The following is a 26,157-nucleotide window of genomic DNA, read 5'->3' on the forward strand; positions in this document are numbered from 1 at the left end:
TTGGAGCGCGACTGCCGGTCGACGGTGGCCCGTGGTGTCCGTCCGCGAACACCGCGTGCATGCCGCTGTGGCTGGCCGTGCGAGTCAACGGGGTCGACCAGGCCCTGATCACCGCGCAGGCGCTGCGCAAGGGCGATGAGCTGGCGCTGCCGCTCGACGTCTGGGGACAGCTGCATCTGAAGCCGCCCGCAGCGGCACCGCTGATGCACGAAGGATTGCCCTACCAGCGCTTGTCTTCGCTGGCCGGACTGCGCTGGGAGATCGACGAGGCCAGCCAGACCCTCGTCATCGATGCGCCGGCATCGGCCTTCGCGGGCACGCGGGTCGGACTCGACGCCGAGACGCCCCGCCCGGCGGTAGCGTCGACGGTCGGCGGCTATGCCAACTACGATCTGCAATGGCAGCGCAACGGCGCGGGCGGTGCGGTCGCCAGCCGATCGTGGTCGACGGCGCTGGTGGAGCTCGGCGGCTTCGGCACGGTAGGCACGGGCCGCGTCACCGGGCTGCTGCGCGAAGGTCTGGACATGCCATCGTGGGTGCGGCTCGACACCAGCTGGACCATCGACCAGCCCTCGCGCATGGCCAGCCTGCGGATCGGGGATGCCATCGGCAAGTCCGGCGCCTGGGGCCGCTCGCTGCGTTTCGGGGGTCTGCAGTGGAGCACCGACTTCTCGGTGCAGCCCGGCTTCCTGAGCTTCCCGCTGCCATCGATGCAGGGCGAAGCCGTGCTGCCGTCCACCGTCGACCTCTACATCAACAGCAGCCAGCGCCTGCAGCGTCAGGTGCCCGCAGGAGCCTTCGACCTTACCGAGGTGCCGCTCGTCACCGGCCAGGGAGAGGTCCGCATGGTCGTGCGCGACCTGCTCGGCCGCGAGCAGGTGGTCGTCCAGCCCTATTACGTCAGCCCCTCGTTGCTGCGGCCCGGTCTGCATGCCTACTCCTACGAACTGGGCGTGGTGCGCGAGGATTACGGCCTGGTCAGCAACCGTTACGGCCGCGTGCTGGCCACCGCGACCGATCGGCTCGGCATCAGCGAGCGTTTCACACGCGAACTGCGTGCGGAGGTGCTCGGCCGCCAGCGCAGCGCCGGTGCGACCGGACTGTGGCTGCTGCCGGCCTTCGGCACCGTCAATCTCTCTGCCGTGGGCAGCGACGCGCCGCGCGGTACCGGCGCGCTGCTCGGCGCGGGCGCCGAGCGCCAGGCGCCCGACTGGAGCGGCAGCGTGCAGCTGCGAGCAGCCAGCCGTCGCTTCAGCCAGGCCGGCGAGGGCCCGACCGGCGCACCGCGCCTGAGCCTGTCGATCGGCCTGGGCACCACGTGGCGCGGATCGGGCATCGGCGTGAGCTACCTGCAGCAGGACGGCTGGCGCGGCGAGTCGCATCGCATCGTGGCCGTCAACACCGCGCGCCAGTTGGGGCGTCTGGGAACGCTCGGCGTGGTCGCGCTGCGCGACCACGCCACCGGCGGCTACACGTTGGCGGTGAGCCTGAGTCACACGCTCGATGACCGCAGCATTGCCACCGCCTCGGCGACACGCAGCCGCGACGCCGGGCAAGCTGCACGCTACGACAGCGTGCAGCTTCAGCGCAATCTGCCGGATGGCCCGGGCCTCGGCTACCAGGTGAGCGCCGAGCGCGGGGTCTTCGACCGTTACACCGCGCAGGCCGCCTGGCAGACCGAAAGGGCCGTGCTGAGCGCCGGCATGGCCCGTGCTGGTCAGAACGAAGAAGCGCGTGCCGGTGCCAGCGGCGGCCTGGCCTGGCTCGGCGACAGCGTGTTCCTGAGCCGTCGCATCGACGGTAGCTTTGCCGTCGTCGAAGTGGCCGACTATCCGGGCGTGCAGCTGCTGCACGACAACCGTCCGGCGGCACGCACCGACCCGCGCGGTCGCGCCCTCGTCAGCGGCCTGCGCGGCTACGAGGCCAACCGCATCAGCATCAATCCGGCCGATCTGCCGTTCGATGCCGACGTCGACGCGCTGGAAGCGCTGGTCACGCCGCCGGCTCGCAGCGGTGTCGCGCTCCGGCTCGGCGTGGAGCGCGTTCGCTCGGCGAGCTTCCGGCTGGTCGGAAGCGATGGCACAGCGCTGCCGCCCGGCAGCGCGCTGCGCATTGCCGGGAGCTCACGCAGTTTCCCGATCGGCTTCGATGGCAAGGCCTTCGTGTCGGGCCTTGCCGGCCGCACGCGGGTGCAGGCCCGCTGGCCCGGCCACGAGTGCAGCGCCTGGCTGCCGGACGTCGACGACCGAGGCGAGGTGCCCGAACTGGGCACCGTGCGTTGCGAATGAGCGGGACACTGCGCGTCGGACCTGTGGCGCTGCGCGGCCTGCTTACGCTGCTGCTCTGGCTCGTCGCCGGCCCGGCCCAGGCGTTGTGCATCAGCCCGCTGTGCAGTTGCAGCGTCACTACCACCAACGTCGTTTTCGGCAATCACAACCCTCTGGCCAGCAGCAACACCGACTCCACCGGCAGCGTGCGCGTCGGGTGTGGCGGCGTGGCCGGCCTGCTCATTCCCTACCAGATCGACATCACCCGCGGCGGGGGGGTCAGCTACGGCGCGCGCCGCATGAACAGTGGGGCGAACCAACTCGCCTACAACCTGTACACGGACAACACCTACCTCACGGTCTGGGGCGATGGCAGCGGCGGCAGCCAGTCGGTCTCGAGCGGCATCCTGCTCGATGTGCTCGGCCTGTCGCCGCAGCAGACGCACTGGATCTACGGGCGCATTCCCGGGTCGCAGACGACCGCGGTGCCGGGCAGCTACATCGACACGATCACCGTCACGGTGACCTACAACTGACGGTCGCTACCGAGGGCGGCTGCCGGGCGACGACGTCCCCGGCGCTGCTCTCGCACTCATCAATGCTGGTGTCCGCCGCCGCTGGCGGCCTCGCCCGGGGCTCGCACGCTCATCTCCACCGTCAGCTCGCCGGCGCGTTCGAAGCGCAGCTTGAGCGGGAGGCGGGTGCCGGCCGGCAGTGCCTGCTTGAGGCCCATGAGCATGAGGTGCAGGCCACCCGGCTTGAGCTCGACCCGCTGACCGGCGGGCACCTCGATGTCCTCGACCTGGCGCATGCGCATCACGTCGCCGTCCATGCTCATGCTATGCAGCTCCACGCGTTCGGCGATCGCCGCGCTCGCGCCGATCAGCCGGTCGGGCCGACTGCCGCCTTTCAAGGTGACATACGCCCCGCCGACCTTCTGCCCGGCCGCTGTGGGGCGCGCCCAGGCGTTCTCGACACCGACGGCGGCCGTGGCGTCCTGTGCGGACGCGGTGGAGGCCAGCAGGCCGAGCGACCAGCCGAACGCGAGCAGGCAGCGAGACAGACTCAAGGAAGTCCCCTTTCGTTTCGATGGAGGGTCGAAGCCGGCAGGCCATGGAAACCGGCTCGGAGCGGATGGCCGCATTGTGCCGAAGGCCTGCAACGGCCCGTTTCCCATGTCCGATACAAGCCAGGGGCGGAACGCGACGCCTTCGCTCGCAAATACCGCTGTGGTTCTGGATTCCAGTGACTACGATCAAAAAGCGCGCCGCCCGTTGCGCCCGCGCCGGGGACGCCCCGAACACCGCCACTTCGTAGAAAAGGAGTCCGTCATGGCCATCGACATGGACAAGCTCAATGCCTTCATGGGGCGCTTCGTGGTCGATATCGGCGCCGCCATGCACGCCGGCACCGTGGTGCTCGGCGACCAGCTCGGCCTGTACAAGGCGCTGGCCGATGGACCGATGAGTCCGGCCACCCTGGCGAGCAAGACGCAGACCGACGAGCGCTACGTGCGGGAGTGGCTCAGCGCGCAGGCCGCGGCCGGCTACGTCGAGTACGACGCCAGGACGCAGCAGTTCCACATGACCGAGGAGCAGGTGTTCGCGCTGGCCACCGAGGGCAGCCCGGCCTTCGTGCCGGGAGCCTTCCAGGTGGCGCTCGGCGCGCTGAAGGCAGTGCCCAAGCTCGCCGGCGTGTTCCGCACCGGCCTGGGCTTCGGCTGGCATCAGCACGACCCCTTGCTGTTCCAGGGCACCGAGCGCTTCTTCCGACCGGGGTACGCTGCCAACCTGGTGTCGAGCTGGATCCCCGCACTCGATGGCGTGGAGTCTCGCTTGAAGGCCGGCGCGCTGGTGGCCGATGTCGGCTGCGGCCACGGCGCCTCCACGGTGCTGATGGCGCAGGCCTATCCGGAGAGCCGCTTCGTCGGCTTCGATTACCACGGGCCGTCGATCGACTGGGCGCGTCAGGTCGCGGCCGAGGCGGGTGTCGCCGACCGCGTGAGCTTCGAGGTGGCGTCGGCCCAGGACTTTCCCGGCCGCGACTACGATCTCGTCGCCTTCTTCGATTGCCTGCACGACATGGGCGATCCGGTCGGCGCCTCGCGTCACGTGAAGGAGGCGCTGAAGCCCGGCGGCTGCTGGATGATCGTGGAGCCGTTCGCCAACGACGCGCTCGAGGACAACCTCAACCCGGTCGGCCGCATCTTCTACTCGGCCTCGACGATGATCTGCACGCCCGCCTCGCGTTCACAGGAGGTGGGGCTGGCACTCGGGGCCCAGGCCGGCGAGCAGCGGTTGCGGGCGGTCGTCGGCGACGGCGGCTTCCGGCAGTTTCGGCGCGCCACCGAGACGCCGTTCAACCTGGTGTTCGAGGCGCGGCCCTAGCGGTCGAGTACCGGGAGCTTTCTCATGGCCGGGATGCGGCTCATGGGCAGAGGACGGTCGCGTTCGCACATGGTGATGCCCGCTTGGCCGGCAGACCGTCCAGATAGCGCTCGGCGTCCAGAGCGGCCATGCATCCGGTTGCCGCCGAGGTGATCGCCTGCCGATAAGCTGGGTCCGCAACGTCGCCCGCGGCGAATACGCCAGGGACACTGGTCGAGGTCGCTCCACCCGAGGCGCCGCCCTTGACCTGGATGTAGCCATCGCTCATCGCCAGGAAGTCGGAGAAGATCTCTGTGTTCGGATGATGTCCGATGGCGATGAACACGCCGTGCACGGCGATGTCCTGGGTCCGACCCGATGCCACGTTCGACAGCCTCAAGCCGGTGACACCATCGTCGCCGCCCAGGACTTCCTGGACAACCGAATTCCACGCGACATCGACCTTGCCCTCGGTGATTTGATGGGACAGCCTGTCATGAAGCAGCTTCTCACCGCGCAGCGATCCGCGCCGATGCACGAGCGTGACCTTTCGTGCGATCTTGGAGAGGTACAGAGCTTCCTGCACGGCGGTGTTGCCTCCCCCGACGACGGCAACTTCCCTGTCCTGGTAGAGGAAGCCATCGCAGGTCGCGCAGGCTGACACGCCCCTGCCGCGATAAGTGTCCTCGCTGGGCAGGCCGAGGTACCTGGCGGTCGCTCCCGTGGCAATGATCAGCGCGTCGCACGAGTATTCGGCGAACTCCCCGAAAAGAATGAACGGACGCTGCCGGAGATCGACCCGGAGCACACGGTCCTCGGCGAACTCGACATCGAAGCGTGCGGCGTGTCGCTTCATCCGGGCCATCAGTGCAGGGCCCTGCAATCCTTCCGGGTCACCTGGCCAGTTGTCGACCTCGGTCGTGGTCATGAGTTGACCTCCCTCCTCGGGCCCGGAGATGACGAGGGGGGCCAGGTTGGCTCGGGCTGCATAGACTGCAGCGGTGTAGCCGGCGGGGCCGGACCCGAGCACGATCAGCGAGTGGTGTTTCATTTGGGTGTATTCGATGTCCGACCTGCGCACGACGGTGCCGTGGATGCAGGTCGGTTGATCCAGCGGTGGTGGGCGCAGAAGAGGAACGCGCACCGGCCGCTTCGGCCGGTGCGCTGGATATCAGGCGGCGTCGAGGACGGCGCGCCTCATGAGCTCGTAAGGGACCTTCCCGATGAGCTGTTCCAGCTTGCTCTGGTGCCTGTACAGCTGCAGCGTCGGCAGGCTGCGCACTCCATAAGTCTCCAGGACTTCCTTGTGCGCTTCGGCGTCGATCTTCACGACCTGGACCTCGGGAAACTCGATGGCGAGTCGGTCCAGCATCGGTGCCATCGCCCTGCAAGGGGCGCACCATGCCGCCCAGAAGTCGACCATCACCAGGCCGGAACTTTGCAGATGGACCTTCAACTCCTCTGCATCCGCCTCGACGACACGATGGGTTGTCATGGCTTTCACCTCAGGCCGTAACTGCGGTTTGAGCGCGGATCTCGGCGCCGGGGTAGGTCATGCCCTTCGCGTAGGTGCTTTCGTCGCTGGAGTCGACCTGCATGGTGATGTTGAACTTGTTGCCCCAGTTGAAGATGCCACAGGCGAAGACCAGCTCGATGACTTCTTCGTCGGTGTAGACCGTGGCAAGCCTCTCGAAGAAGCCATTGGGGATGTAGTTCGGATCGCCCGCGATGTACTCGGCCAGCTGGACAGCGAGGGCCTCCTTCAAGGGAAGGCGATCGAAGTCCACCTTTCCGAAGATGGCCGACTCCTTGTCCTTGATGGCTTCACGAGTGGCTTCGGACCGCACCTCCTTGCAGTAGGTGCAGTCATTGATCTCCCCGGTCTTGAGCCGCATCATTTCCAGCACGTGGGCCGGAATGCGCCCGCCGCCGAAGAAGGCCTCGAACACGGGCACGATGGTCTTCAGCAAGATCGGTTGACGGGCGATGATTCCGAACATCGACGTGTCCTTCCACCATCCGTTGCGTGCCCCATCGAGGAGACGATTGACTTCTGGATCGGGGGACTGACCCGGCTTGAGCGATTTGAAACGCATGGCATATCTCCTAGGTTGATAGTGAATGGGCAGCGCGTTATAGGAAACGTGCATTTCCTAATTTATGGAAAGCGATGCGTCGAGTCAACCAAGTGATAACCCTTAATTCATGCGATACGGGGGCGATGTGTCGACGCACGAAGTCGGACTTGCTGGTGCGGGTACACTCGAAATTAGGAATCAATCGTTCAATATCGGCCGAGCAGGAAGCAACCGGATCCTCAGGGCCTTGGAGACGCCGTATGGCCAGACCACGAGAGTTCGATGAAGCGGAAGCGGTCCGTCGTGCAGGCCGGACCTTCTGGACACATGGATACCAGGCAACCTCCATCCGCGATCTGGAAGCGGCAACCGGGCTCGTTGCAGGCAGCCTGTACAAGGCATTCGGCAGCAAGAGAGAGTTGTTCCTGCTGTGTCTCGAGCAGTACATGAAGGAAGAGTCCTACCTGGCTCTGCTGCTCAAGTTGTTCGATACGCCGTTCGAAGATGCACTGCGGCGCATCTTCGACAGGATCATCGACAGCGCTTCAGACCGAAGCAGTCGACCTGCCGGGTGCTTGGCGACCAACCTCGTCGCGGAACTGTTGAACGTCGATCCTGAACTTGGCGATGCCGCCGCAGCCGGCCTGGCGGAGATGCACAAGGCGCTGAAATTTCGACTGAAATGGGCGGTCGAGAGCGGCGATATCCCAGCGAGCCAGGACGTGGGTGTCTTGGCGTCCTACTTGATGGTGGTCATCCAGGGAATGCTGCTGCTTTCAACTTCCACCAAGGATGTCGAGGCGATGCGTGCGGCAAGGGATATGGCCATCAAATCACTGCACTAGCGCCTCAGTCGAGCCGGCCGCGCGCGTCGATCGTCCACACCGCCTCGACGATCCCCTCGTCGAGGCCGCCGCGCACGCCGACCAGATGCTCGTGCAGGTTGACCGTGGGGTCGCAATGGCCCGGCACCAGCCACACCGTCTCGCCCGGCGCCGGCAGCGGCTCGCGGCCGCGTGGGTGCAGCAGGCCGTGCTCGTCACCGCCGTTGGTGAACGCGAGGTCGCGGCCCCACACCGTCGGCAGACCGGAATCGACCGCATGCGACTTGTGGCCGGCATCGACCACCGCATGCGCGGCGTGGCGGCCGATCACCTGGCTCCTGACGAACAGCGCGTGCTCGAAACGCGGGGCGCCCGGCATGGCCTCATTGCGCGCGTAGTCGGCGTCCATGAAGACATAGCTGCCCGGCTGGATCTCGCCATAGACGCCGCTGGTGGCCTCGAGCAGGAAACTGCCGCTGCCGGCGCCGGTGACCAGCGGGCAGTCGATGCCGAGCGACGTGACCGCGGCGCGGGCGGCCACGGCCATCGCGACGGCATGGCGGATCGCCGTTTCCCGCTCGGCGGTGCTGCGCAGGTGCTGCGCGCCGCCGTGATAGGCCTGCAGGCCGGCGAAGCGCAGGCCGGTATGCGCGACGACCTGGCGCGCCAGCGCACCGGCCTCGGCAGGCGGCACGCCGCAGCGTCCCTGGCCGGCATCGATCTCGACGAAGACCTCGATCTGCCGTCTGCCCGCATGGATCGCCGCGGCCAGGCGCTCGATGCCGGCCACGCTGTCGACCGCGACCGCCAGGTTCACGTCGGACGGCAGCGCCGCCAGCCGCGCCAGTTTGGCGGGCGCGATCACCTCGTTGCTGACGAACACGTCGCGCACTCCGCCGGCGGTGAGCGCCAGGGCCTCGCCGACCTTCTGCACGCACACACCGACCGCGCCGCGGGCGATCTGCTGCAGGGCGATCGCCGCACACTTGTGGGTCTTGGCATGCGGCCGCAGCCGCACACCGTGCGACCGGGCGAAGGCGCTCATGGCCGCGAGGTTGCGCTCGAAGGCGTCGAGCTCGACCACCAGCGCGGGGCTGTCGATCGCACCGACCGGATCACCGACCTGGGCGGGAGCGGGACGCATCGGTCGTCTCGAGACTCAGGCCGCGTGCCCGACCTTGTCACCCGCGGCGGCGGGTCGGCCGTCGCGCGCGCCGTCGCTGAACTCGTCGTGCTGCAGGCCGTCGAGATGCGAGGTGTCGCTCCAGCCCACCAGCGTGAAGCCTTCGGGCGTGTAGAGCAGCCGGTTGACCGCGGTATTGCCGAGCTGCCAGGTGCGCGGCGCGTCGAGGCCGACGCGCGATGCGGCGCGATACAGGCAGTCCATCACCCCGCCGTGAGCGACCAGGGCGATCGCCTGGCCCGGGTGTCGGCTGGCCAGCCGCTCGGCGGTGTCGACCACGCGCGCGTAGAAGGCGCGCAGCGTCTCGCCGCCTTCGGGGCCGAAGTCGAGGTCGCGGGCGCGCCAGCGCGCGCTCTCGGCAGGCCAGTGGGTCTCGATCTCGGCCCAGGTCTGGCCCTCGAAGCGGCCGAAGGCCCGTTCGCGCAGTCCGCGGTCGGCCTGCACCGCTAGGCCGGTGGCCGCGCCGATCGCGAGCGCCGTGTCGTGCGCCCGCACTAGGTCGCTGGCATACACGACGTCGAGGCCTTCGCCGGTGAGGGCTTGCGCCACGCGCTCGGCCTGCCAGCGGCCCTTGTCGTTCAGGCCGATGTCGAGCTGTCCCTGGATGCGCGTGTCCACATTCCACGCGGTCTCGCCGTGGCGCACCGCGACGATGCGGGTGAGTTGCGACTGCGGCATCAGGCGCCGCTCGCGTTCAGACGCGCGTTGAGGCTGTAGCTGCCGCTGAAGGACGCCTCGGCCAGCACGTGGCCCCGCATCGCGGCACGTGCCTGAGCGCCGGTGAAGCTGCCCTCGACCGCGAGCCGCCCGACGTCGAGCGCGTACAACGTGAAGATGTAGCGGTGCCGCAGCGCGTCGTTGAAGGGCGGAAACGGGCCGTCGTAGCCGTGGTAATTGCCGCTCATGTCGGCATTGCCGGCGAACCAGCCGGTGTAGTCGTTGAGCCCGTGGCGGGCACCGTGCAGCGTGGCCGGGCCCGGCTTGCCGCGCACCGTGAAACCACGGCTGCACTCGCCTTCGGTCAGCGCGGTCAGCGTCGGCGGCAGGTCGACCAGCACCCAGTGGAAGAAATCGACCCGCGGCAGGCTGGCCGGCACCTCCCGGTCGGGCTGGTTCACGTCGTCGCCGCGGCTCGGCACGTCGGGGTCGTGGCAGATCAGCGCCAGGCTCTTCGTGCCGGGCGGTACGCCGCTCCAGGCCAGTGGCGGCGAGAGGTTGTCCGAGAAGCTCACGATGCTCGCGGCGTCGGGGCGGCCCGCCGCGTACTGCTGCGGGATGCGGGCGCCGTCGGCCCAGCTGTGACTCGTCAACTTCATCGGGGGTCCTGTGCGTGCCTGCTCGGCGGTCGTGAACTCAGACGCCCCAGACGATTTCTTCGTCAGCGGCGTGCGCGCGTTTCATCATCTCGACCAGCGGCCAGGCCCGCTGGCGCAGGCTCACGCCCTCGCGTGGCGGCAGCGTCTTGCCGTCGGCGCGTGCCTCGGCCTCTGCCTGTTGGCGCGACTGCTCCTCCGCCACCACCGCGGACTCGAGCGCGGCAATCGCCCCGGGCATGTCGGCCGGCAGCACGATGCCCTTCGCACCGGGCTCCTTGCCCATCGTGCGCAGCACCGCGTCGCCGATCGGGCCGGTCATGATCACGTCGCCGGCCGCCTTCGACTTGAACTTGTACAGCATGGCTTCGACCTTTCAGGATCGGTACAGGTGATCGCGCTGGAACGGGTAGACCGATTGTGCCCCGCGTACCGGCGTCGACCCGACCCTGCCGTCGGGACGGCTGGCCAGCAACTGGTTCAGCGACATCCAGCCGCGCTCGAAGCCCATCGCGCTGCCCGCCAGGTAGAGCCGGTAGGCGTGCACCACGCGCTCGCTGGTCAGCGCGCGCGCCGCGTCGAGCCGGGCCTCCAGAGCATCGCTCCAGGCCCACAGCGTGCGGGCGTAGTGCGGGCGCAGGTTCTCGACGTCGAGCGTCTCCAGCCCGGCCTCGGCCATCGCTGCCATCACGTGCGACACGTGCACCAGCTCGCCGCCCGGGAAGATGTAGCGCTCGACGAAGTCGCCGATGCCGGCGCCGAGCTGCTCGTTGTGCAGTCCGCCGGCGGTGATGCCGTGGTTCATCAGCAGACCACCGGGCTTCAGCAGCCGCCGCAGCTTGCGGAAATACGGCAGCAGCTGGGCCCGGCCGACGTGCTCGAACATGCCGATCGAGGCGATCTTGTCGTAGGGCCCGCCGCCCGCGCCGTGCTCGGACACGTCTCGGTAGTCGCACAGCGCGATGCTGACGCGGGCGGCCAGGCCGCGCTCGGCGATCAGCCGCGTCACATGCGCATGCTGCTGCGTCGACAGCGTGATGCCGTGCGCCCGCACGCCGTGGTGCTCGGCGGCCCACAGCAGCAAGGCGCCCCAGCCGGCGCCGACGTCGAGCAGCCGTTCGCCGGGTCGGAGCATCAGCTTGCGGCACAGCAGCTCCAGCTTGGCCTCCTGCGCCGCCGCGAGGGTGTTCACGCCCTCGGGCCAGTAGGCGCAGGAGTACACCCGCCGCGGGTCCAGCCACAACGCATAGAAATCGTTCGAGACGTCGTAGTGGAACTCGATCTGTTCGCGGTCGCGCCGCGGGTGGTGCCTGGACAGCGAGCGGCTGGTGCGCCGCAGCCGCGACCACCAGCGGGCCGGACCGGCGGCATCGTCCAGCCGCGTCGGGTCGCCGGGCACCAGGGCCGCGGCCACCTCGGCGAGATCGCGCATCGTGCCGTCGATCTGCAGGTGGCCCTCGACGTAGGCCTCGGCCAGTCGGCCGACCTGGCCCAGCGCCAGCAGCGGCAGCAGGCGCGCGTCCAGCAGGCGCAGCACCACCGAGGCGTGCTCGGCTCCCACCGCGATGCCTCCCGGCAGCTCGAGGCGTGTCCGCACCGGCAGAGACTGCAGGCGTGCGGACACGGTGGCGATCCAGCGCGCGGGGGCCCCGGGTCGCGGCGCGGTGGCATTGCCGTCGATCGACGGCGTGGTCATCGGCTTCAGCGTGCTCATTGGTGATGAACTCCTGACGCTATGCTCGACGCAAATTTACCCAGAATGCGGCAACGCCGCATCATCCTTGCCAATGAAACTGATCCGTTACGGTATGCCGGGGCGCGAGAAACCGGGTCTGGTGGATTCCGACGGCGTGTTGCGCGACCTGTCCGGCGTGACGCCGCACCTCGACCTGCCGAGTCTCGGCCTGGCCGGTCTGAAGCGCTTGCGCCAGATCAAGCCCGAAAGCCTGCCGCGCGTGCGCGGCACGCCGCGCCTGGGCGTGCCGTTCACCGGTATCAGCAAGCTGGTCGCGATCGGCCTCAACTACAGCGACCATGCGGCCGAGGCGGGCATGCGCGTGCCGACCGAGCCGATCGTCTTCATGAAGGCGACCACCTGCATCACCGGCCCGAGCGACCCGATCGAACTGCCGCCGGGCTCGCTGAAGACCGACTGGGAGGTCGAACTGGGCGTCGTGATCGGCAAGACCGCCAAGCGCGTGTCGGAGGCCGAGGCGCTGGACCACGTGGCCGGCTACTGCGTCGTCAACGACGTGAGCGAGCGCCACTGGCAGGCCGAGCGCGGCGGCACCTGGGACAAGGGCAAGGGCTTCGACAGCTTCGGTCCGATCGGCCCCTGGCTGGTCACGCGCGACGAGGTGCCCGACCCGCAGGCGCTGTCGATGTGGCTGGACGTCAACGGCGCGTCACGCCAGCGCGGCAACACCGCGACGATGGTGTTCACCGTGGCCCGGATCATCAGCTACGTCAGCCAGTGCATGACGCTGCTGCCGGGCGACGTGATCGCCACCGGCACGCCGCCCGGCGTGGGCATGGGCATGAAGCCGGAGCCGCAGTTCCTGAAGGTCGGCGACGTGGTGAGCCTGGGCATCGAGGGCCTGGGCGCGCAGCGCCAGGTGGTCGTCGCCGGCTGACGCGGCGCCGGACGATAAAGGAAGAAGGGCGCCCGGAGGCGCCCCGTTCGGTGTAGGGAAAGGGCTCAGGCGGCCAGCTTGAACACCTTCACCGCCTCGGTCAGCTTGTGCGACTGATCGCGCAGTGAGTGCGACGCGGCGGCGGCCTGTTCCACCAGCGCGGCGTTCTGCTGGGTCGAGCTGTCCATCTGCTCGATCGAGCGGTTGACCTGCTCGATGCCGGCGCTCTGTTCGCGGCTGGCGACGCTGATCTCGCTCATGATGTGCGTCACCTGGCGCACGCTGGCGAGGATCTCGTCCATCGTCGTGCCGGCCTGGTCGACCAGTCGCGTGCCTGTTTCCACCTTGTCGACCGAGTCGCCGATCAGCGTCTTGATCTCCTTGGCGGCGGCGGCGCTGCGCTGCGCGAGGTTGCGTACTTCGCCAGCCACGACCGCGAAGCCGCGGCCCTGCTCGCCGGCGCGCGCCGCCTCCACCGCGGCGTTGAGCGCCAGGATATTGGTCTGGAAGGCGATGCCGTCGATCACGCCGATGATGTCGGCGATCTTGCGGGCGCTGCTGTTGATGGCGTTCATGGTGGAGACCACCTGCGTCATCACCTCGCCGCCGCGGCTGGCCACGTCGCTGGCGCTGACCACCAGCTGGTTGGCCTGCTGGGCGTTGTCGGCGTTCTGGCGCACGGTCGACGTGAGCTGCTCCATCGAACTGGCGGTCTGCTGCAGGCCGCTGGCCTGGTTCTCGGTGCGGGTGCTTAGGTCGGTGTTGCCCGAGGCGATCTCGTTGGACGCCACCGACACCTGCTCGGCCGATTCGCGCACCTGGGCGATCGTGCTCTGCAGCTTCTTGCGCATCTGGTTGAGTTCGTGGTTCAGCCACGCGATCTCGTCGCGGCCGCTGGACGAGATCTTCGTCGCCAGGTCACCGGCCGCGATGCGCGACACCGACGCCACCACGTCCTCCACGGGCCCCCGCACGCTCTGGCGGATCGCCCAACCCAGCCAGGCACCGAACACCGCGGTCGCCAGCACCAGGCTGGCGATCATCCACAGCGTGCGCTGCGCACTCTTCTCCAGGTCGCCCAGCTTGGCCGACACGGCCGGATCGGTCACGGTGGCCAGCAGGGCATGCGCCTCGCCGGTGGCCGAGCGCACGTTCCAGACGCTGAGGGCGCCGAGCGCGAGTGTCAGCACCACCATGATGGTGAAGCCCGCGGCAATGCGGGTGGTCAGTCGGTAGTTCAGCAAGTTCATCGTGAAGGTCTCCGCTTCTTCGGGTCCGTGGCCTCACGAATCCCGGGTCCGGGCCGGTGTGCACACGGCAAGCCGGCATCCTTGGGGTCTCCGGGGAATATCGACCCGGGCGGGTGGGACTGAAGCGGAGATGAACGGTGGAATTGCCAGGGTTTTCACGGGGCGGTGGCCCCGTACGGGCTCAGAAGCTGCCGCGTAGCACCAGCGCCACGCCGCCGCGGCGAGTGCGCAGCGACAGCCTGTACCCGGAGTCGAGCTGCATCGCCACGCTGCCCCGGTCGAAACCGAGACGCGACTTGCGTGTCTTCCATTCGACGCCGCCGCGGGTGGTGTAGTAGGCCGCGGCGGGGTTCTCGCCCAGGCCCTGGGACGCCGACGTGTCGGCGTAGATCGTCGACCGATCCGACAACTGGAGCCGCCAGCCGACGGTGACAGCCGGCCCGCCGGTCTGTCCGGTCAGCCGCTCCGGCTCGGTGCCGATCGCGGGCGCCACCACACTGTGCGTGACGGTACCGACCCCCAGCCCCAGTGCCACTCTGCCGCTCGATGCCCACCAGCGGTAGCCGATGCTCGAGGTCTCGACGCGGCCCCCGAGTTCGGTGGCGCCCAGCCGGGTCAGCGCCTGACGGTCGAGCACCGGCTCTTGCCGTACCTCGACGCTGGCGGTGTAGCGGATCCGGTCAGGGCGGGTGTCGTCCGACAGGGCCATGACCTCCTCGCGGTCTCGCCGCTCGCCGTTCGGGGCCGGGACTTCGGCATGCCAGGGGCTCTCCACCGCCTGGGCTGCTGCGAGGAGCGGTGCCAGCAGCACCGCTGCAGCGACTCGGCGGGTGCGTTCGAAACAGGTTCCGCGCGCCACCCCGTCCATGAAAAACATCGTACGCCTCGGCTGCGGCCTTGCGGGTTGCCGCACGGCCTCCGAGCACTGGCTTGAGGGGGTTGGCATGGCACGCGCCTGAGGGGGTGATCGACGAAAGGTCCCAACGACGGGGCCAATGTCGCACCCCGCCCGCGCGCGTTCCGTCGGACGCTGCAGGCGCTTGGCGTAGGACGATGGCGCGTGCCGACGGCGAGCGCCGACCGACTGCGAGGCGCGGCCGATCGGCTGCCGTGGCGAGTCGCCACCGCAGCGCAGGAGCGCCGCTCAGGCGATCGCGCTGAGCTTGGCCGCGGTGACCTTGAAGCCCGGGATCTTCGCGACGGCATCCAGTGCGTCGCCGGTCAGCTTGTTCGCCGCCGCCTCCCAGAACGCGAACGGCAGGAACACCTGGCCGGGCTGCACCTCGGTGCTGACGCGCACGCGTGCCTGCACCGCCCCGTGCCGCGTCGACATCAGCACCGCCTGGCCGTCGCGCACGCCGACCGTCAGCGCATCCGCCGGGTGCAGCGACACCAGTGCCTCGGGGGCGATGGCATCGAGCATGCTGGCGTGCCGTGTCATCGCGCCGGTGTGCCAGTGCTCGAGCACGCGGCCGGTGGTCAGCACGTAGGGGTATTCGGCGTCGACCTGCTCGGCGCCGGGGCGGAAGCTGGTCGGCACCACGGTCGCGCGGCCGTCGGCCGTCGGGAAACGGTCGATGAAGACGACCGCCGCGCCGGGGTCGTCCTCGCTCGCCGCCGGCGTCATTACCGCGTCGGCCTTGACCAGGCGGCTCCAGGGCACGCCGGCCAGCGGCGGCATGCTGACGCGCATCTCCTCGTAGACGCGCGCCACCGCCGCCTGCGAAGCGCACTTGCCGCCGCCGTCCTCGTCGCGCCAGTAGTTCCACGCCAGGCCCATGCGCCGGCCGATGCGCTCGATGATCCACAGGTCCTGCATCGCGAGCTCGGGCGGATCGAGCGCGGGGCGGCCGATCTGGATCAGGCGGTCGGTGTTGGTGTAGCTGCCCCACTTCTCGGCATGGGCCGAGGCCGGCAGCACCACGTCGGCCAGCATCGCGGTCTCGGTGAGAAAGATGTCCTGCACCACCAGGTGCTCCAGGCCTGCCAGCGCCTTGCGCGCATGGCCGAGGTCGGGGTCCGACATCGCCGGGTTCTCGCCTTCGACGTAGATGCCGCGGATGCGGCCTTCGCTGGCCGCGTGCATGATCTCGACGACGGTCAGGCCGGGCGTCGCGTCCAGCGGCTCGGGTGTCGCCCACAGGCGCTCGAAGGCTTCGCGCACAGTCGGGTTGATGACGCGCTGGTAGTTGGGCAGCATCATCGGGATCAGTCCGGCGTCGCTGGCGCCCTGCACGTTGTTCTGGCCGCGCAGCGGATGCAGGCCGGTGCCGACACGTCCGATCTGGCCGGTCAGCATCGCCAGCGCGATCAGCCCGCGCGCGTTGTCGGTGCCGTGCACGTGCTGGCTCACGCCCATGCCCCAGAGAATCATCGAGCCCTTGCTGGTGGCGTAGGCGCGCGCCACGTCGCGGATCGTCTGCGCATCGATGCCGCAGATCTCGCTCATGCGTTCGGGCGTCGCCTCGGCCACCGAGGCCCTCAGTGCCTCGTAGCCGTTGACGCGCGCCGCGACGAAGGCCTCGTCGACCAGGCCTTCCGCGATGATCACGTGCAGCAGCCCGTTGAGCAGCGCGACGTCGGTGTCGGGACGGAACTGCAGGTGCCAGGCGGCGCGGCGCGTCAGTGCGGTCTGGCGCGGGTCGCAGATCACCAGCCGGGTGCCGCGGTCGACCGCGTTCTTGATCCAGCTCGCCGCGACCGGGTGGTTGACCGTGGGGTTCGCGCCGATCAGGAAGATCAGGTCGGCCTGCGCGACATCCTCGACCGGGTTGCTGACGGCCCCCGAGCCGATGCCTTCCAGCAGCGCCGCTACCGAGCTGGCATGGCACAGCCGCGTGCAGTGGTCGACGTTGTTGGTGCGGAAGCCCTGCCGTACCAGCTTCTGGAACAGGTAGGCTTCCTCGTTGCTGCCCTTGGCCGAGCCGAAGCCGGCGAGCGGGATGTCGTTGCCGCGCAGGCCGGCTGCCAGCGCCTCGTCGCGCAGCCGCGCCAGGCCGCCCGCCGCGAGTTCCATCGCCTCGGCCCAGGTCGCCGTGCGGAAGATGTCGGTCACCTTCTTCTGGCCCTGCTTGATGTGCTCGATGTCGGCCGGGTCCTTGGCCACGCCCTCGCGCCGGATCAGCGGCGTGGTCAGGCGGCGCGGGCTGTGGATGTAGTCGAAGCCGTAGCGGCCCTTCACGCACAGCCGCCCGTGATTGGCCGGACCGTCGCGGCCGGTGACGAAGTGGATGCGTTCTTCACCCTGTTCGTTCGGACCGACGTTCCAGGTGAGCTGGCAGCCCACGCCGCAGTAGGGGCAGACCGAGTCCACCTGCTTCGTCACTTCCAGCAGCCCGGCGCCGCGGGCCGGCATCAGTGCGCCCGTCGGGCAGGCCTGCACGCATTCGCCGCAGGCCACGCAGCTCGACTCGCCGAGCGTCGCACCGGCATCGAAGGTGATCTGCGCATGCGCGCCGCGGAAGGCCAGGCCGATCACGTCGTTGCCCTGCTCGTCGCGGCAGGCGCGCAGGCAGCGCGTGCACTGGATGCAGGCGTCCAGGTTCACCGCGATCGCCGGGTGAGAGGGGTCGGCCACGGCGTAATGCGGCGCGTCGCGCTGCGGCAGGCGCCCGCGTGGCACGGCCAGCTGTTCGGCCCATTGGCTGAGCTCCGAGGCCTTCGTGTAGGTGTCGGTGGTGGCGCCGGCGTCACTGACCAGCAGCTCGACCACCATCTTGCGGGCCGACGCGGCGCGCGGGCTCTGCGTCTGCACCTTCATGCCGGCGGCGACGTTGCGGCAGCATGAGGCGGCCAGCGCCCGTTCGCCCTCGACCTCCACCACGCAGGCGCGGCAGTTGCCGGCCGGCGTCAGGCCCTCCTTGTGGCACAGGTGGGGGATGGTCGTGCCCTCGCGCTTCGCGACGGTCCAGATCGTCTCGTCGGCGTCGGCGGTGACCGTGCGGCCGTCGAGCGAGAACTCCACCTGCGCGGCCTGTGGCGCGAGCAGCTTCGAGGTCAGCGGTGCGTTCATGCCGTCAGCTCTTCCGGAAAGTACTTGATCACGCAGTCCACCGGGTTCGGCGCCGCCTGGCCCAGGCCGCAGATGGACGCGTCGCGCATCACCTGCGACAGCTCGGCGAGCAGCGGCAGGTCCCAGCGGTCGCCGGCGATCAGTTCGTTGACCTTGGCGGTGCCCGAACGGCAGGGGGTGCACTGGCCACAGCTCTCGTGCTCGAAGAAGCGCATCAGGTTGCGCGCCACGTCCGTCACGCGATCCTGGTCCGACAGCACCACCACCGCCGCCGAGCCGATGAAGCAGCCGTGCGGCTGCAGCGTGTCGAAGTCCAGCGGCACGTCGGCCAGGCGCTCGGGCAGGATGCCGCCGGAGGCGCCGCCCGGCAGGTAGGCGTGCAGCCGGTGGCCGTCCAACATGCCGCCGCAGTACTCGTCGACCAGCTCGCGCAGCGTGATGCCGGCCGGCGCGAGGTGCACGCCGGGCGTCTTCACGCGTCCGCTCACCGAGAACGAGCGCAGCCCCTTGCGCTCGTGGCGGCCATGGCCGGCGAACCAGTCACCGCCCTTCTCGAGGATGTCGCGCACCCAGTACAGCGTCTCGAAGTTGTGTTCGAGCGTCGGACGGCCGAACAGGCCGACCTGCGCCACGTAGGGCGGGCGCAAGCGCGGCATGCCGCGCTTGCCTTCGATTGACTCGATCATCGCGGACTCCTCGCCGCAGATGTAGGCGCCGGCGCCGCGGCGCAGCTCGATCGCCGGCATGTCGCGCATCGGCGGATCGGCGCGCAGCGCCGCCAGCTCGCGCTCGAGGATCGCGCGACAGCCGTGGTATTCGTCGCGCAGGTAGATGTAGACCGCGTCGACGCCGACCGCCCAGGCGGCGATCAGCAGGCCTTCGAGGAAGCGGTGCGGATCGCGCTCGAGGTAGTGGCGGTCCTTGAAGGTGCCCGGCTCGCCTTCGTCGATGTTCACCGCCATCAGGCGCGGCGCCGTCTGCCCGCGAACGATGCGCCACTTGCGCCCGGCCGGGAAGCCGGCGCCGCCGAGCCCGCGCAGGCCCGACGCTTCCATCGTCGCCAGCACCGTCTCCAGCGGCCGTTCGCCGCTCAGGCACTGCCGCAGCGTGCGGTAGCCGCCAGCGTCGTGATAGGACGCGAGCGTGGTGTACGGCGCCGGTTCGTGCTTCGTGCGGCCGGCGATCACCGCAGCCTGCACGGCCTCGGGTGTCGCGTTCGGCACCGGGCACTGGTGCACGACGGCCGCCGGGGCCTGCTCGCAGCGGCCGATGCACGGGGCGGCGATCACGCGCACCTCGGTCCCCAGCAACGCGGGCAGGCGGGTCAGCAGATCCCGGGCGCCGGCCAGCTCGCAGGCGATGCCGTCGCAGACGCGAACGGTCAGCGGCGCGGGCTGGTCGTAGCTGCCGTCCGCCTTCGGCTGCGAAACTTCGAAGTGGTGATAAAAGCTCGCCACTTCATAAACTTCGGCCTGCGACAGCCTCAGCAACTGCGCCAGCGCAGCCAGGTGATCGGTGCGCAACTGGCCGAAATGATCGTTCAGCGTGTGCAGGTGCTCGATCAGCAGATCGCGCCGCAGCGGCGTCTGCGGCGGTGCCGCCAGCAGGGCCTGCACGGCACTCAAGGCCTGGGGATCGACCTGGCGGTCGCCCGACGACCGGCGCGGTTTGACGGCCGGGTCGCGCAGGACCTGGATCGGGATCACGGGCGCATTCATAGCTCGGGAATTCCTTGGGTATCGGCGCCGTTTGCTTATGTTTCAATGAGCATATGCTCGGACGCTGTCTCGTCCCGGGACGATAGCGGGAACCCTTCACTCTGATATGCACAAGGCCGCCTAATCATGCGGATCCAGATCACCCCTCACTGGGGCGTTGCCCAGGACGTCGATCACCTCGTCGACACCACGGCGCTACTGACCCTGCTGGCTGCGATCCAGGAGACCGGCGCGATCGCCCAGGCGGCGCGCAGCGTCGGTCTGTCCTATCGCCATGCCTGGGGGCAGGTGAAGCGCGCCGAGGAGTTGTTCGGCTACCCGCTGGTCAATGCCGGTCGGGGCCGCGGCTCCACGCTGACGCCGCTGGCCGAGAAGCTGATCTGGGCCGATCGTCGCATCGCCGCCCGGCTGTCGCCGCTGCTGTCGTCGCTGGCGTCCGAGTTGGAGAACGAACTCGGCCGCACGCTGCCGCAACGCACCGATGGCTCGGCGGCGCTTCGATTGCATGCCAGCCACGGTTTCGCGGTGGCGGCCCTGGTGGAGAAACTCGAGGCCGCGTCGCTGTCGGTCGAACTGCGCTACCGCAACAGCTTCGAGTCGGTGTCGGCACTGGCGCGCGGCGAGTGCGACCTGGCCGGCTTCCACGTGCCGATCGGCGAATTCGAGGCGCCGGCGGTCAAGCGCTACATGAAGTGGCTGAAGCCACAGACCCACAGCCTCGTGCATCTGGCGGTGCGCACTCAAGGGCTGTTCGTCGCTCCGGGCAACCCCAAGCGCATCCGCACGCTGGCCGACCTGCAGCGCCCGGGCGTGCGCTTCGTCAACCGGCCTGAGGGTTCGGGCACGCGCATGCTGACCGAATTGCTGCTGAACCAGGCCGGCGTGGTGCCGGCCGAGATCAGCGGCTACGAGAGCACCGAGTTCACGCACGCGGCGGTGGCCGCCTACATCGCCAGCGGCATGGCCGACGTCGGCATCGGCGTGCAGACCGCGGCGCAGCGCTTCGGCCTGCCCTTCATTCCGCTGGTGCGCGAGCGCTACTTCTTCGCGCTGCCGACCGCCTCGCTGACGCGGCCGGCCATGCGCACCGTGCTCGACCTGATGCAATCGCCCGTCTACCGCTCCTCGGTGTCCTCGCTGGTCGGCTACGAGGCCGGCGAGACCGGTCGGGTGCTGAGCGTGACCGAGGCGTTCGACCGCTAAGCGTCTTCGGAACGCCGTTCGCGCAGGCGCCGGTAGATCAGGCCGCGCGACACGCCGAGCTGGCGCGCGGCGCGCGACACGTTGCCGCCGCACTCGAGCAGGGTGCTGTCGATCATGCGGCGATGGGAGTCGATCAGCGTCAACGCCTCGGCCCCCATGCGTTCATCGTCCGCGGCGGCACCCGGTGCCGGTGCGACAGCCGCTGCGGCCTCGATCTCGGGGGCGTCGTCCGCAACCACCGGGTCCGCGAACGACAGGGCCGTGGCGCTGCGGTGGCCGTCCTTCTCGGGCGGCTGCGCCTCGAGCCACATGCCCAGGCCGCCCGGAACGCGGTGGGCCTGTGCGCGCGCGCTGTGGGCCAGCGCCAGCAGGCTCTCGAGGTCGATGCCGAAGGTCTGCTCGACCGTCGGCGACTGCCCGCCCGTACGAGCGCCGGCCAGCAGCCGCGTGCCCGCGCCGTTGACCCAGCACACGCGGCCCGTGCCGTCGATCGCGGCCAGGCCCTCGAGCGGCGTGTGCAGCAGCCCCGGGCTCGACTGGAAGCGCAGCAGCAGGTGCTCGCGTGACTGAGCCCGCAGCAGGCGGTTCTCGATCGTCGTCGCATAGAGCCGCACCATCGCCGCCGCGTCGAAGCGGAACTGCTCCACCTCGCACGACAGGTCGAGCACGCCGGCGATCTCGCCGCGGGTGTCGCGGATCGGCGCCGCGGCGCAGTACATCACGCTGAAACCGCTGAAGAAGTGCTCGGCGCCGCTCACCACGCTGACCTCGCCGGTGCGCGCCGACACGCCGGGCGCGCCGGTGCCGACGTTGGACTCGGCGAGGTCGTTGCCGATGCGCGCCAGGCCGGGCATCAGCCGGCCCTCGCCGATGGCGGTGGGCGTCGCATGCACGATCACGCCGTCGTGGCTGGTCAGCAGCGCCTTGCAGGCGGTGCCGGCCAGCGCCGCGTCGAGCTGCGACAGCTCGTCCTTCGCCGCATCGAGCAACTGGCGGTTGCGCGCCAGGGCGCTCGCCACGCGCGACTTCGTGATCGGCGCGAAGGAGACTTGCTCGTTCGGCCGGCGGCGGGCGCTCACGCAGCGCGTCCACGACTGGATCACCAACTCGGGCACCAGGCCCGAAGGGCGCACGCCTTCCTCGAAGAAGCGCTCGCGCGCCAGCGCCACGCGCTGCTCGGCGGTGGCGAAGAAGGGGCCTGCCGGCAACCGAGTCTCGGGGCTCGGTCGTTGGCGAACAGCTGGCGCTCTGGCGGTCATGGACGCACTCCGTGGGGGGTCCGTGAATCTGTACCAAGCTGGAACAAAAAACGCCTAGGGAAACTACTTGATTGGGCACCCCATGACGCAAAACCTATCGTTCGTCCTGCATTCCGGGGCTGCAGCATGTCGCTCGGCAGTCGCAAGGGGAGACGAAGGATGAAGCGGGATTTCGCGAGGGCTGTGCTTGGCCTGGCTCTGGCATGTCTGGCGCCGCTGGCGCTAGCGCAGACGATCGAAGACCTCAAGCGCGACGCGGCCACGCCCGGCGACGTGACGACCTACGGCATGGGCTGGGGCCAGCAGCGCTGGTCCGCGCTGGCCAAGATCAACAAGACCACCATCAAACGCCTGGTGCCGGCCTGGAACCTGAGCCTCGACAACTCCGCGAACGCCTCGACGCAGCCGCTGCTGATCGGTGGCGTGATGTACGTGTCGACGCACAACGCCACGGTCGCGATCGATGCCGAGACAGGCCGCCAGAAATGGAAGGTGGCGATCGACCTGCCGGCCGACGTGAACGGCTACCTCTGCTGCGGGATCCAGAGCCGCGGCATGGCGGCGCTCGACGGCGTGCTCTACCGCACCACGATCGACGCGCACGTGATGGCCATCGACATGGCCACCGGCAAGACGCTGTGGAAGCAGAAGGCCGCTGACTACAAGCAGGGCTACAGCATGACCCACGCGCCGCTGGTCGCCGGCGGCGTGCTGATCACCGGCATCTCCGGCGGCGAGTACGGCACCCGCGGCTTCCTCGACGGCTGGGACCTGAAGACCGGCGAGAAGAAGTGGCGCACCTGGACCGTGCCCGCACCCGGCGAGCCCGGCTCGGAGACCTGGAACGCCGACCGCCACGACAAGGGCGGCGCCCCCACCTGGCTGACCGGCACCTACGACCCCGACCTCAACCTCGTCTACTGGGGCACCGGCAACGGCGGACCGTGGAACCCGGCGTGGCGCGGCAAGGATTCGCTCTACATCTGCTCCATCCTCGCGCTCGACCCGGCCACCGGCAAGATCGTCTGGCACTACCAGACCTCGCCCGGCGACCCCTACGACTACGACGCCACCAACGAGCTGGTGCTGGGCGAACTGCCGGTGAACGGCGCCGCCCGCAAGGTGCTGATGCAGGCCAACCGCAACGGCTATTTCTACGTGCTCGACCGCAGCAACGGCAAGCTGCTGTCGGCCACGCAGTTCGCGCAGAAGGTCAACTGGGCGAGCGGCATCGACATGAAGACCGGCCGGCCGATCGACACCGAGATGACGAAGTCGGTGCGGGCCAACGTCGAGAGCAAGGACTTCATCGAGACCTGGCCCAGCGCCTTCGGCGCGAAGAACTGGATGCCGATGAGCTTCGACCCGCAGAAGAAGCGCGTCTACCTGAACACGCTCAACTTCGGCATGAAGGTCAAGTACGGCACGCCGGCCTACCGTCAGGGCGCGTGGTACCTGGGGCTCGAACTCGGCGGGTGGGTCGACCCGGACGGTGGCATGCGCGGCGCGCTGATCGCCTGGGATCCGGCGACCGGCAAGCGGCTGTGGGAAAGCCCGACCGCGGCGCCGTACTGGAGCGGCGTGCTGTCGACCGCCGGCGGGCTGGTGTTCACCGGCGCGCAGACCGGCGAGTTCATGGCCTTCGATGCCGACACCGGCACCAAGCTGTGGCAGTTCCAGACCGGCTCGGGCATCTCCGGCCTGCCGATCACCTGGGAGCTCAAGGGCCAGCAGTACGTCACCGTCACCAGCGGCGCGGCCACGGTCTACGGCTTCCTCGGCGGCGATGCCAAGCTGGCCCAGGTGCCGGCCGGCTCGTCGGTGTGGACCTTCAAGTTGATCGACTGATGCCGGCCCCGATGGTCCGTTCCCGTGCGGCCGCACTGATGGCGGCGGCGGCGCTGTGTGCAACGCTGCTGCCGTGCTCGGTCGCGACGGCGCAGGCGCCGCCGGAAGGGGCTGCGAGCGCCGCCCTGGGGCGCTCGCTCTACACCAGCTACTGCGCGCGTTGCCATGGCGTGAACATGGTCAGCAACGGCGCCAGTTTCGACCTGCGCAGCTTCCCGAAGGACCAGCGCGAACGCTTTGAGCGCTCGGTCACCCAGGGGCTGCGCGCCATGCCGGCCTGGGGCACGACCTTCCAGCCGGACGAACTGGCCTCGCTGTGGTTGTTCGTCAGTGCTGCCGCCAGCCCGCCGTGAAGGCGGCGAAGCGGTGGGGCCGTATCGCGGCCGGGCCGGGTAGACCCGCTTCGGTTTCACCCTCTGGCGCAGCCTCGGGTGCGGCCCCTAGCATCCTTGCGGTTCGCTGACCAGGAGTTCGCCATGACGTCCGCCGATCCCTTCCTCCAGGCTCGTGACCTGCTGCTGCGCCTGCGCGACGACCAGGTCGCCGCGGCGCGCGAGTTCCGCTGGCCGAAGCTCGGCGAGTTCAACTGGGCGCTGGACCACTTCGACGCGCTCGCTCGCGACCCGGCACGCGCCGACGCGCCGGCACTCTGGATCGTCGGCGAGGACGGCAGCGAGGTGAAGCGCTCGTTCCGCGAGCTGTCGCAGCGCTCGGCCCAGGTGGCCAACCACCTGCGCGCCCTGGGCGTGCGGCGCGGCCACCGCGTGCTGCTGATGCTCGGCAACGAACTCGCGCTGTGGGAAACCATGCTGGCGGCGATGAAGCTGGGCGCGGTGCTGATCCCGGCCACGGCGCTGCTGACCACCGAGGACCTGCGCGACCGCATGGAGCGCGGCGACGTGCGGCACGTGGTGACCGCCAGCGCACAGACCGACAAGTTCACGCCGCTGCCGGGCGACTACACCCGCATCAGCATCGGCGAGGCCCGGCCCGGCTGGCAGCGCTTCGAGGACGCGGCCGGCGCGTCGTCCGACTACACCCCCGACGGCCCGACGCAGGCCACCGACCCGCTGCTGCTGTACTTCACCTCCGGCACCACCTCCAAGCCCAAGCTGGTGCTGCACACCCACCAGAGCTACCCGGTCGGGCACCTGTCGACGATGTACTGGATCGGCCTGCGGCCGGGCGACGTGCACCTCAACATCTCCTCGCCCGGCTGGGCCAAGCATGCGTGGAGCTGCTTCTTCGCGCCGTGGAATGCCGGCGCCTGCGTGTTCATCTACAACACCGCACGCTTCAACGCGGCCGGGCTGCTGGCTGTGCTGGAGCGCTGCCGCGTCTCCAGCCTGTGCGCGCCGCCCACGGTGTGGCGCATGATGGTGCAGGAGGACCTGGGGGCCTACCGCGGCCGGCTCGCGCTGCGCGAACTGATCGGCGCCGGTGAGCCGCTCAACCCCGAGATCATCGAGCAGGTGCGCGCCGCCTGGGACATGACGGTGCGCGACGGCTACGGCCAGACCGAGACCACCGCGCAGATCGGCAATGCGCCGGGCCAGCCGCTCAAGCCCGGTTCGATGGGCCGGCCACTGCCGGGCTACCGCATCGCGCTGATCGACGCCGACGGCAAGGAGGCCGACGAGGGCGAGGTCTGCATCGTGCTGTCCGAACGGCCGCTCGGGCTGATGGTCGGCTACCAGGACAGCGCCGAGAAGACCGCCGACGCGATGCGCGACGGCTACTACCACACCGGTGATGTGGCGGCGCGCGATGCCGAGGGCTACATCACCTTCGTCGGCCGTGCCGACGACGTGTTCAAGGCCTCCGACTACCGCATCAGCCCCTTCGAGCTGGAGAGCGCGCTGATCGAGCACGAGGCGGTGGCCGAGGTGGCGGTGGTGCCCAGCCCGGATCCGCTGCGTCTCGCGGTGCCCAAGGCCTACCTGATCCTCACCGCCGGCCAGACGCCGGACCGCGCGCTGGCCGAGGCGATCTTCGCCTTCGCGCGCAAGCAGCTCGCGCCCTACAAGCGGGTGCGGCGCATCGAGTTCGTCACCGAGCTGCCCAAGACCATCTCCGGGAAGATCCGGCGCGTGCAACTGCGCGCGCAGGAGGTCGAGCGGCGCGCGGCCGGCACGCGCGTGGCGGGCGAGTTCTTCGAGGAAGACTTCCCGCAACTGAGGGCCGAGGCCTGAGACGGGGGCAC

Annotated in this window: 23 protein-coding genes; 9 read left to right on the forward strand and 14 right to left on the reverse strand. The window is 69.4% G+C overall.

The features are described from left to right. Window positions 1-59: 59 nt before the first annotated feature. On the forward strand, window positions 60-2,288 hold the full coding sequence (locus ASC67_RS05270; RefSeq protein ID WP_056316067.1) for a fimbria/pilus outer membrane usher protein: 2,229 nt from the start codon (window positions 60-62) through the stop codon (window positions 2,286-2,288). Continuing rightward, the gene (locus ASC67_RS05275; protein ID WP_082535840.1) at window positions 2,285-2,803 is read left to right on the forward strand and encodes a spore coat U domain-containing protein; all 519 of its coding nucleotides are present in this window, start codon (window positions 2,285-2,287) and stop codon (window positions 2,801-2,803) included. Before ASC67_RS05270 ends, ASC67_RS05275 begins: the two co-directional genes overlap by 4 nt. Before the next feature lie 59 nt (window positions 2,804-2,862). On the opposite strand, the gene ASC67_RS05280 is transcribed toward ASC67_RS05275, so the two are convergent. Further along, window positions 2,863-3,336, reverse strand: coding sequence for a copper chaperone PCu(A)C (locus ASC67_RS05280; RefSeq protein WP_056316073.1), 474 nt, complete (start codon window positions 3,334-3,336; stop codon window positions 2,863-2,865). Window positions 3,337-3,598: 262 nt separating this feature from the next. Here ASC67_RS05280 and ASC67_RS05285 point away from each other — a divergent pair, with 262 nt between their 5' ends. Then, a complete protein-coding gene (locus tag ASC67_RS05285; protein WP_056316076.1) occupies window positions 3,599-4,654 on the forward strand; it encodes a class I SAM-dependent methyltransferase in 1,056 nt (351 codons plus the stop codon). Window positions 4,655-4,694: 40 nt separating this feature from the next. Here ASC67_RS05285 and trxB read toward each other — a convergent pair whose 3' ends face one another. The 3 genes from trxB to ASC67_RS05300 all read right to left on the reverse strand — a co-directional run bounded on the left by trxB (window position 4,695) and on the right by ASC67_RS05300 (window position 6,729). Beyond that, the gene (trxB, locus tag ASC67_RS05290) at window positions 4,695-5,684 is read right to left on the reverse strand and encodes a thioredoxin-disulfide reductase (RefSeq protein ID WP_056316080.1); all 990 of its coding nucleotides are present in this window, start codon (window positions 5,682-5,684) and stop codon (window positions 4,695-4,697) included. A gap of 120 nt (window positions 5,685-5,804) precedes the next feature. Next, window positions 5,805-6,128, reverse strand: coding sequence for a thioredoxin family protein (locus ASC67_RS05295; protein ID WP_056316083.1), 324 nt, complete (start codon window positions 6,126-6,128; stop codon window positions 5,805-5,807). Window positions 6,129-6,138: 10 nt separating this feature from the next. Further along, the gene (locus ASC67_RS05300) at window positions 6,139-6,729 is read right to left on the reverse strand and encodes a carboxymuconolactone decarboxylase family protein (RefSeq protein WP_156466666.1); all 591 of its coding nucleotides are present in this window, start codon (window positions 6,727-6,729) and stop codon (window positions 6,139-6,141) included. A 242-nt stretch (window positions 6,730-6,971) separates the two neighbouring features. Here ASC67_RS05300 and ASC67_RS05305 point away from each other — a divergent pair, with 242 nt between their 5' ends. Beyond that, the gene (locus ASC67_RS05305; protein WP_056316090.1) at window positions 6,972-7,556 is read left to right on the forward strand and encodes a TetR/AcrR family transcriptional regulator; all 585 of its coding nucleotides are present in this window, start codon (window positions 6,972-6,974) and stop codon (window positions 7,554-7,556) included. Between the two features lie 4 nt (window positions 7,557-7,560). On the opposite strand, the gene ASC67_RS05310 is transcribed toward ASC67_RS05305, so the two are convergent. The 5 genes from ASC67_RS05310 to ASC67_RS05330 are packed head-to-tail and all read right to left on the reverse strand — an operon-like array spanning window position 7,561 to window position 11,745. Then, complete coding sequence (locus ASC67_RS05310) at window positions 7,561-8,679, reverse strand: DSD1 family PLP-dependent enzyme (protein WP_056316093.1); 1,119 nt, start codon at window positions 8,677-8,679, stop codon at window positions 7,561-7,563. A gap of 15 nt (window positions 8,680-8,694) precedes the next feature. Next, window positions 8,695-9,396: a histidine phosphatase family protein gene (locus ASC67_RS05315; RefSeq protein WP_056316096.1), complete on the reverse strand. Its 702-nt coding sequence runs from the start codon at window positions 9,394-9,396 to the stop codon at window positions 8,695-8,697. Then, window positions 9,396-10,034 carry a YbhB/YbcL family Raf kinase inhibitor-like protein gene (locus ASC67_RS05320; RefSeq protein ID WP_056316099.1) on the reverse strand — a complete coding sequence of 213 codons (639 nt, stop codon included), beginning with the start codon at window positions 10,032-10,034 and terminating at the stop codon, window positions 9,396-9,398. Before ASC67_RS05320 ends, ASC67_RS05315 begins: the two co-directional genes overlap by 1 nt. A gap of 37 nt (window positions 10,035-10,071) precedes the next feature. Then, window positions 10,072-10,395 (reverse strand): DUF1840 domain-containing protein, encoded by a 324-nt coding sequence (locus ASC67_RS05325; RefSeq protein WP_056316102.1) that lies wholly within the window; start codon window positions 10,393-10,395, stop codon window positions 10,072-10,074. 12 nt (window positions 10,396-10,407) lie between these two features. Next, a complete protein-coding gene (locus tag ASC67_RS05330) occupies window positions 10,408-11,745 on the reverse strand; it encodes a class I SAM-dependent methyltransferase (protein WP_235566230.1) in 1,338 nt (445 codons plus the stop codon). Window positions 11,746-11,818: 73 nt separating this feature from the next. Between ASC67_RS05330 and ASC67_RS05335 the strand changes: the two genes are divergently transcribed. Beyond that, window positions 11,819-12,664, forward strand: a complete 846-nt coding sequence (locus ASC67_RS05335) for a fumarylacetoacetate hydrolase family protein (protein WP_056316107.1) — start codon at window positions 11,819-11,821, stop codon at window positions 12,662-12,664. 65 nt (window positions 12,665-12,729) lie between these two features. Here ASC67_RS05335 and ASC67_RS05340 read toward each other — a convergent pair whose 3' ends face one another. From ASC67_RS05340 to ASC67_RS05355, 4 genes are all read right to left on the reverse strand, one after another. Next, window positions 12,730-13,914 carry a methyl-accepting chemotaxis protein gene (locus ASC67_RS05340; protein WP_056316111.1) on the reverse strand — a complete coding sequence of 395 codons (1,185 nt, stop codon included), beginning with the start codon at window positions 13,912-13,914 and terminating at the stop codon, window positions 12,730-12,732. A gap of 181 nt (window positions 13,915-14,095) precedes the next feature. Further along, the gene (locus ASC67_RS05345; RefSeq protein WP_056316114.1) at window positions 14,096-14,791 is read right to left on the reverse strand and encodes a hypothetical protein; all 696 of its coding nucleotides are present in this window, start codon (window positions 14,789-14,791) and stop codon (window positions 14,096-14,098) included. 267 nt (window positions 14,792-15,058) lie between these two features. Further along, window positions 15,059-17,926 carry a formate dehydrogenase subunit alpha gene (gene fdhF, locus ASC67_RS05350; RefSeq protein ID WP_056316117.1) on the reverse strand — a complete coding sequence of 956 codons (2,868 nt, stop codon included), beginning with the start codon at window positions 17,924-17,926 and terminating at the stop codon, window positions 15,059-15,061. After that, window positions 17,923-19,644, reverse strand: coding sequence for an NADH-ubiquinone oxidoreductase-F iron-sulfur binding region domain-containing protein (locus tag ASC67_RS05355; RefSeq protein ID WP_056316123.1), 1,722 nt, complete (start codon window positions 19,642-19,644; stop codon window positions 17,923-17,925). Before ASC67_RS05355 ends, fdhF begins: the two co-directional genes overlap by 4 nt. Window positions 19,645-19,767: 123 nt before the next feature. On the opposite strand from ASC67_RS05355, the gene ASC67_RS05360 reads away from it, so the two are divergent. Continuing rightward, window positions 19,768-20,847 (forward strand): substrate-binding domain-containing protein, encoded by a 1,080-nt coding sequence (locus tag ASC67_RS05360; RefSeq protein WP_056316126.1) that lies wholly within the window; start codon window positions 19,768-19,770, stop codon window positions 20,845-20,847. Here the strand turns inward: ASC67_RS05360 and ASC67_RS05365 are convergent. Beyond that, a complete protein-coding gene (locus tag ASC67_RS05365; RefSeq protein ID WP_056316128.1) occupies window positions 20,844-22,055 on the reverse strand; it encodes a helix-turn-helix domain-containing protein in 1,212 nt (403 codons plus the stop codon). The two genes, ASC67_RS05360 and ASC67_RS05365, sit on opposite strands and share 4 nt — an antisense overlap. Window positions 22,056-22,265: 210 nt before the next feature. On the opposite strand from ASC67_RS05365, the gene ASC67_RS05370 reads away from it, so the two are divergent. The 3 genes from ASC67_RS05370 to ASC67_RS05380 all read left to right on the forward strand — a co-directional run bounded on the left by ASC67_RS05370 (window position 22,266) and on the right by ASC67_RS05380 (window position 26,146). Beyond that, the gene (locus ASC67_RS05370; RefSeq protein WP_056316131.1) at window positions 22,266-23,954 is read left to right on the forward strand and encodes a methanol/ethanol family PQQ-dependent dehydrogenase; all 1,689 of its coding nucleotides are present in this window, start codon (window positions 22,266-22,268) and stop codon (window positions 23,952-23,954) included. Window positions 23,955-23,965: 11 nt separating this feature from the next. Then, entirely contained in the window at window positions 23,966-24,307 is a 342-nt protein-coding gene (locus ASC67_RS05375; RefSeq protein WP_162245604.1) for a cytochrome c, read from the forward strand. A 123-nt stretch (window positions 24,308-24,430) separates the two neighbouring features. Next, window positions 24,431-26,146 (forward strand): AMP-binding protein, encoded by a 1,716-nt coding sequence (locus ASC67_RS05380; protein ID WP_056316135.1) that lies wholly within the window; start codon window positions 24,431-24,433, stop codon window positions 26,144-26,146. Window positions 26,147-26,157: the final 11 nt, after the last annotated feature.

Source organism: Methylibium sp. Root1272, assembly GCF_001425905.1.
In the GTDB taxonomy this organism is placed as follows: Bacteria; Pseudomonadota; Gammaproteobacteria; order Burkholderiales; family Burkholderiaceae_C; genus Methylibium.

Excerpts from the sequence above, each read along its gene's own strand:
- ASC67_RS05380 (WP_056316135.1), top strand. The coding sequence starts at position 24,431 with ATGACGTCCGCCGATCCCTTCCTCCAGGCTCGTGACCTGCTGCTGCGC.
- ASC67_RS05270 (WP_056316067.1), top strand. The coding sequence starts at position 60 with ATGCCGCTGTGGCTGGCCGTGCGAGTCAACGGGGTCGACCAGGCCCTG.
- ASC67_RS05315 (WP_056316096.1), bottom strand. The coding sequence starts at position 9,396 with ATGCCGCAGTCGCAACTCACCCGCATCGTCGCGGTGCGCCACGGCGAG.
- ASC67_RS05285 (WP_056316076.1), top strand. The coding sequence starts at position 3,599 with ATGGCCATCGACATGGACAAGCTCAATGCCTTCATGGGGCGCTTCGTG.
- ASC67_RS05325 (WP_056316102.1), bottom strand. The coding sequence starts at position 10,395 with ATGCTGTACAAGTTCAAGTCGAAGGCGGCCGGCGACGTGATCATGACC.
- ASC67_RS05275 (WP_082535840.1), top strand. The coding sequence starts at position 2,285 with ATGAGCGGGACACTGCGCGTCGGACCTGTGGCGCTGCGCGGCCTGCTT.
- ASC67_RS05355 (WP_056316123.1), bottom strand. The coding sequence starts at position 19,644 with ATGAATGCGCCCGTGATCCCGATCCAGGTCCTGCGCGACCCGGCCGTC.
- trxB (WP_056316080.1), bottom strand. The coding sequence starts at position 5,684 with ATGAAACACCACTCGCTGATCGTGCTCGGGTCCGGCCCCGCCGGCTAC.
- ASC67_RS05335 (WP_056316107.1), top strand. The coding sequence starts at position 11,819 with ATGAAACTGATCCGTTACGGTATGCCGGGGCGCGAGAAACCGGGTCTG.
- ASC67_RS05330 (WP_235566230.1), bottom strand. The coding sequence starts at position 11,745 with ATGAGCACGCTGAAGCCGATGACCACGCCGTCGATCGACGGCAATGCC.
- ASC67_RS05375 (WP_162245604.1), top strand. The coding sequence starts at position 23,966 with ATGGTCCGTTCCCGTGCGGCCGCACTGATGGCGGCGGCGGCGCTGTGT.
- ASC67_RS05305 (WP_056316090.1), top strand. The coding sequence starts at position 6,972 with ATGGCCAGACCACGAGAGTTCGATGAAGCGGAAGCGGTCCGTCGTGCA.
- ASC67_RS05295 (WP_056316083.1), bottom strand. The coding sequence starts at position 6,128 with ATGACAACCCATCGTGTCGTCGAGGCGGATGCAGAGGAGTTGAAGGTC.
- ASC67_RS05370 (WP_056316131.1), top strand. The coding sequence starts at position 22,266 with ATGAAGCGGGATTTCGCGAGGGCTGTGCTTGGCCTGGCTCTGGCATGT.
- fdhF (WP_056316117.1), bottom strand. The coding sequence starts at position 17,926 with ATGAACGCACCGCTGACCTCGAAGCTGCTCGCGCCACAGGCCGCGCAG.
- ASC67_RS05300 (WP_156466666.1), bottom strand. The coding sequence starts at position 6,729 with ATGCGTTTCAAATCGCTCAAGCCGGGTCAGTCCCCCGATCCAGAAGTC.
- ASC67_RS05345 (WP_056316114.1), bottom strand. The coding sequence starts at position 14,791 with ATGTTTTTCATGGACGGGGTGGCGCGCGGAACCTGTTTCGAACGCACC.
- ASC67_RS05320 (WP_056316099.1), bottom strand. The coding sequence starts at position 10,034 with ATGAAGTTGACGAGTCACAGCTGGGCCGACGGCGCCCGCATCCCGCAG.
- ASC67_RS05340 (WP_056316111.1), bottom strand. The coding sequence starts at position 13,914 with ATGAACTTGCTGAACTACCGACTGACCACCCGCATTGCCGCGGGCTTC.
- ASC67_RS05310 (WP_056316093.1), bottom strand. The coding sequence starts at position 8,679 with ATGCGTCCCGCTCCCGCCCAGGTCGGTGATCCGGTCGGTGCGATCGAC.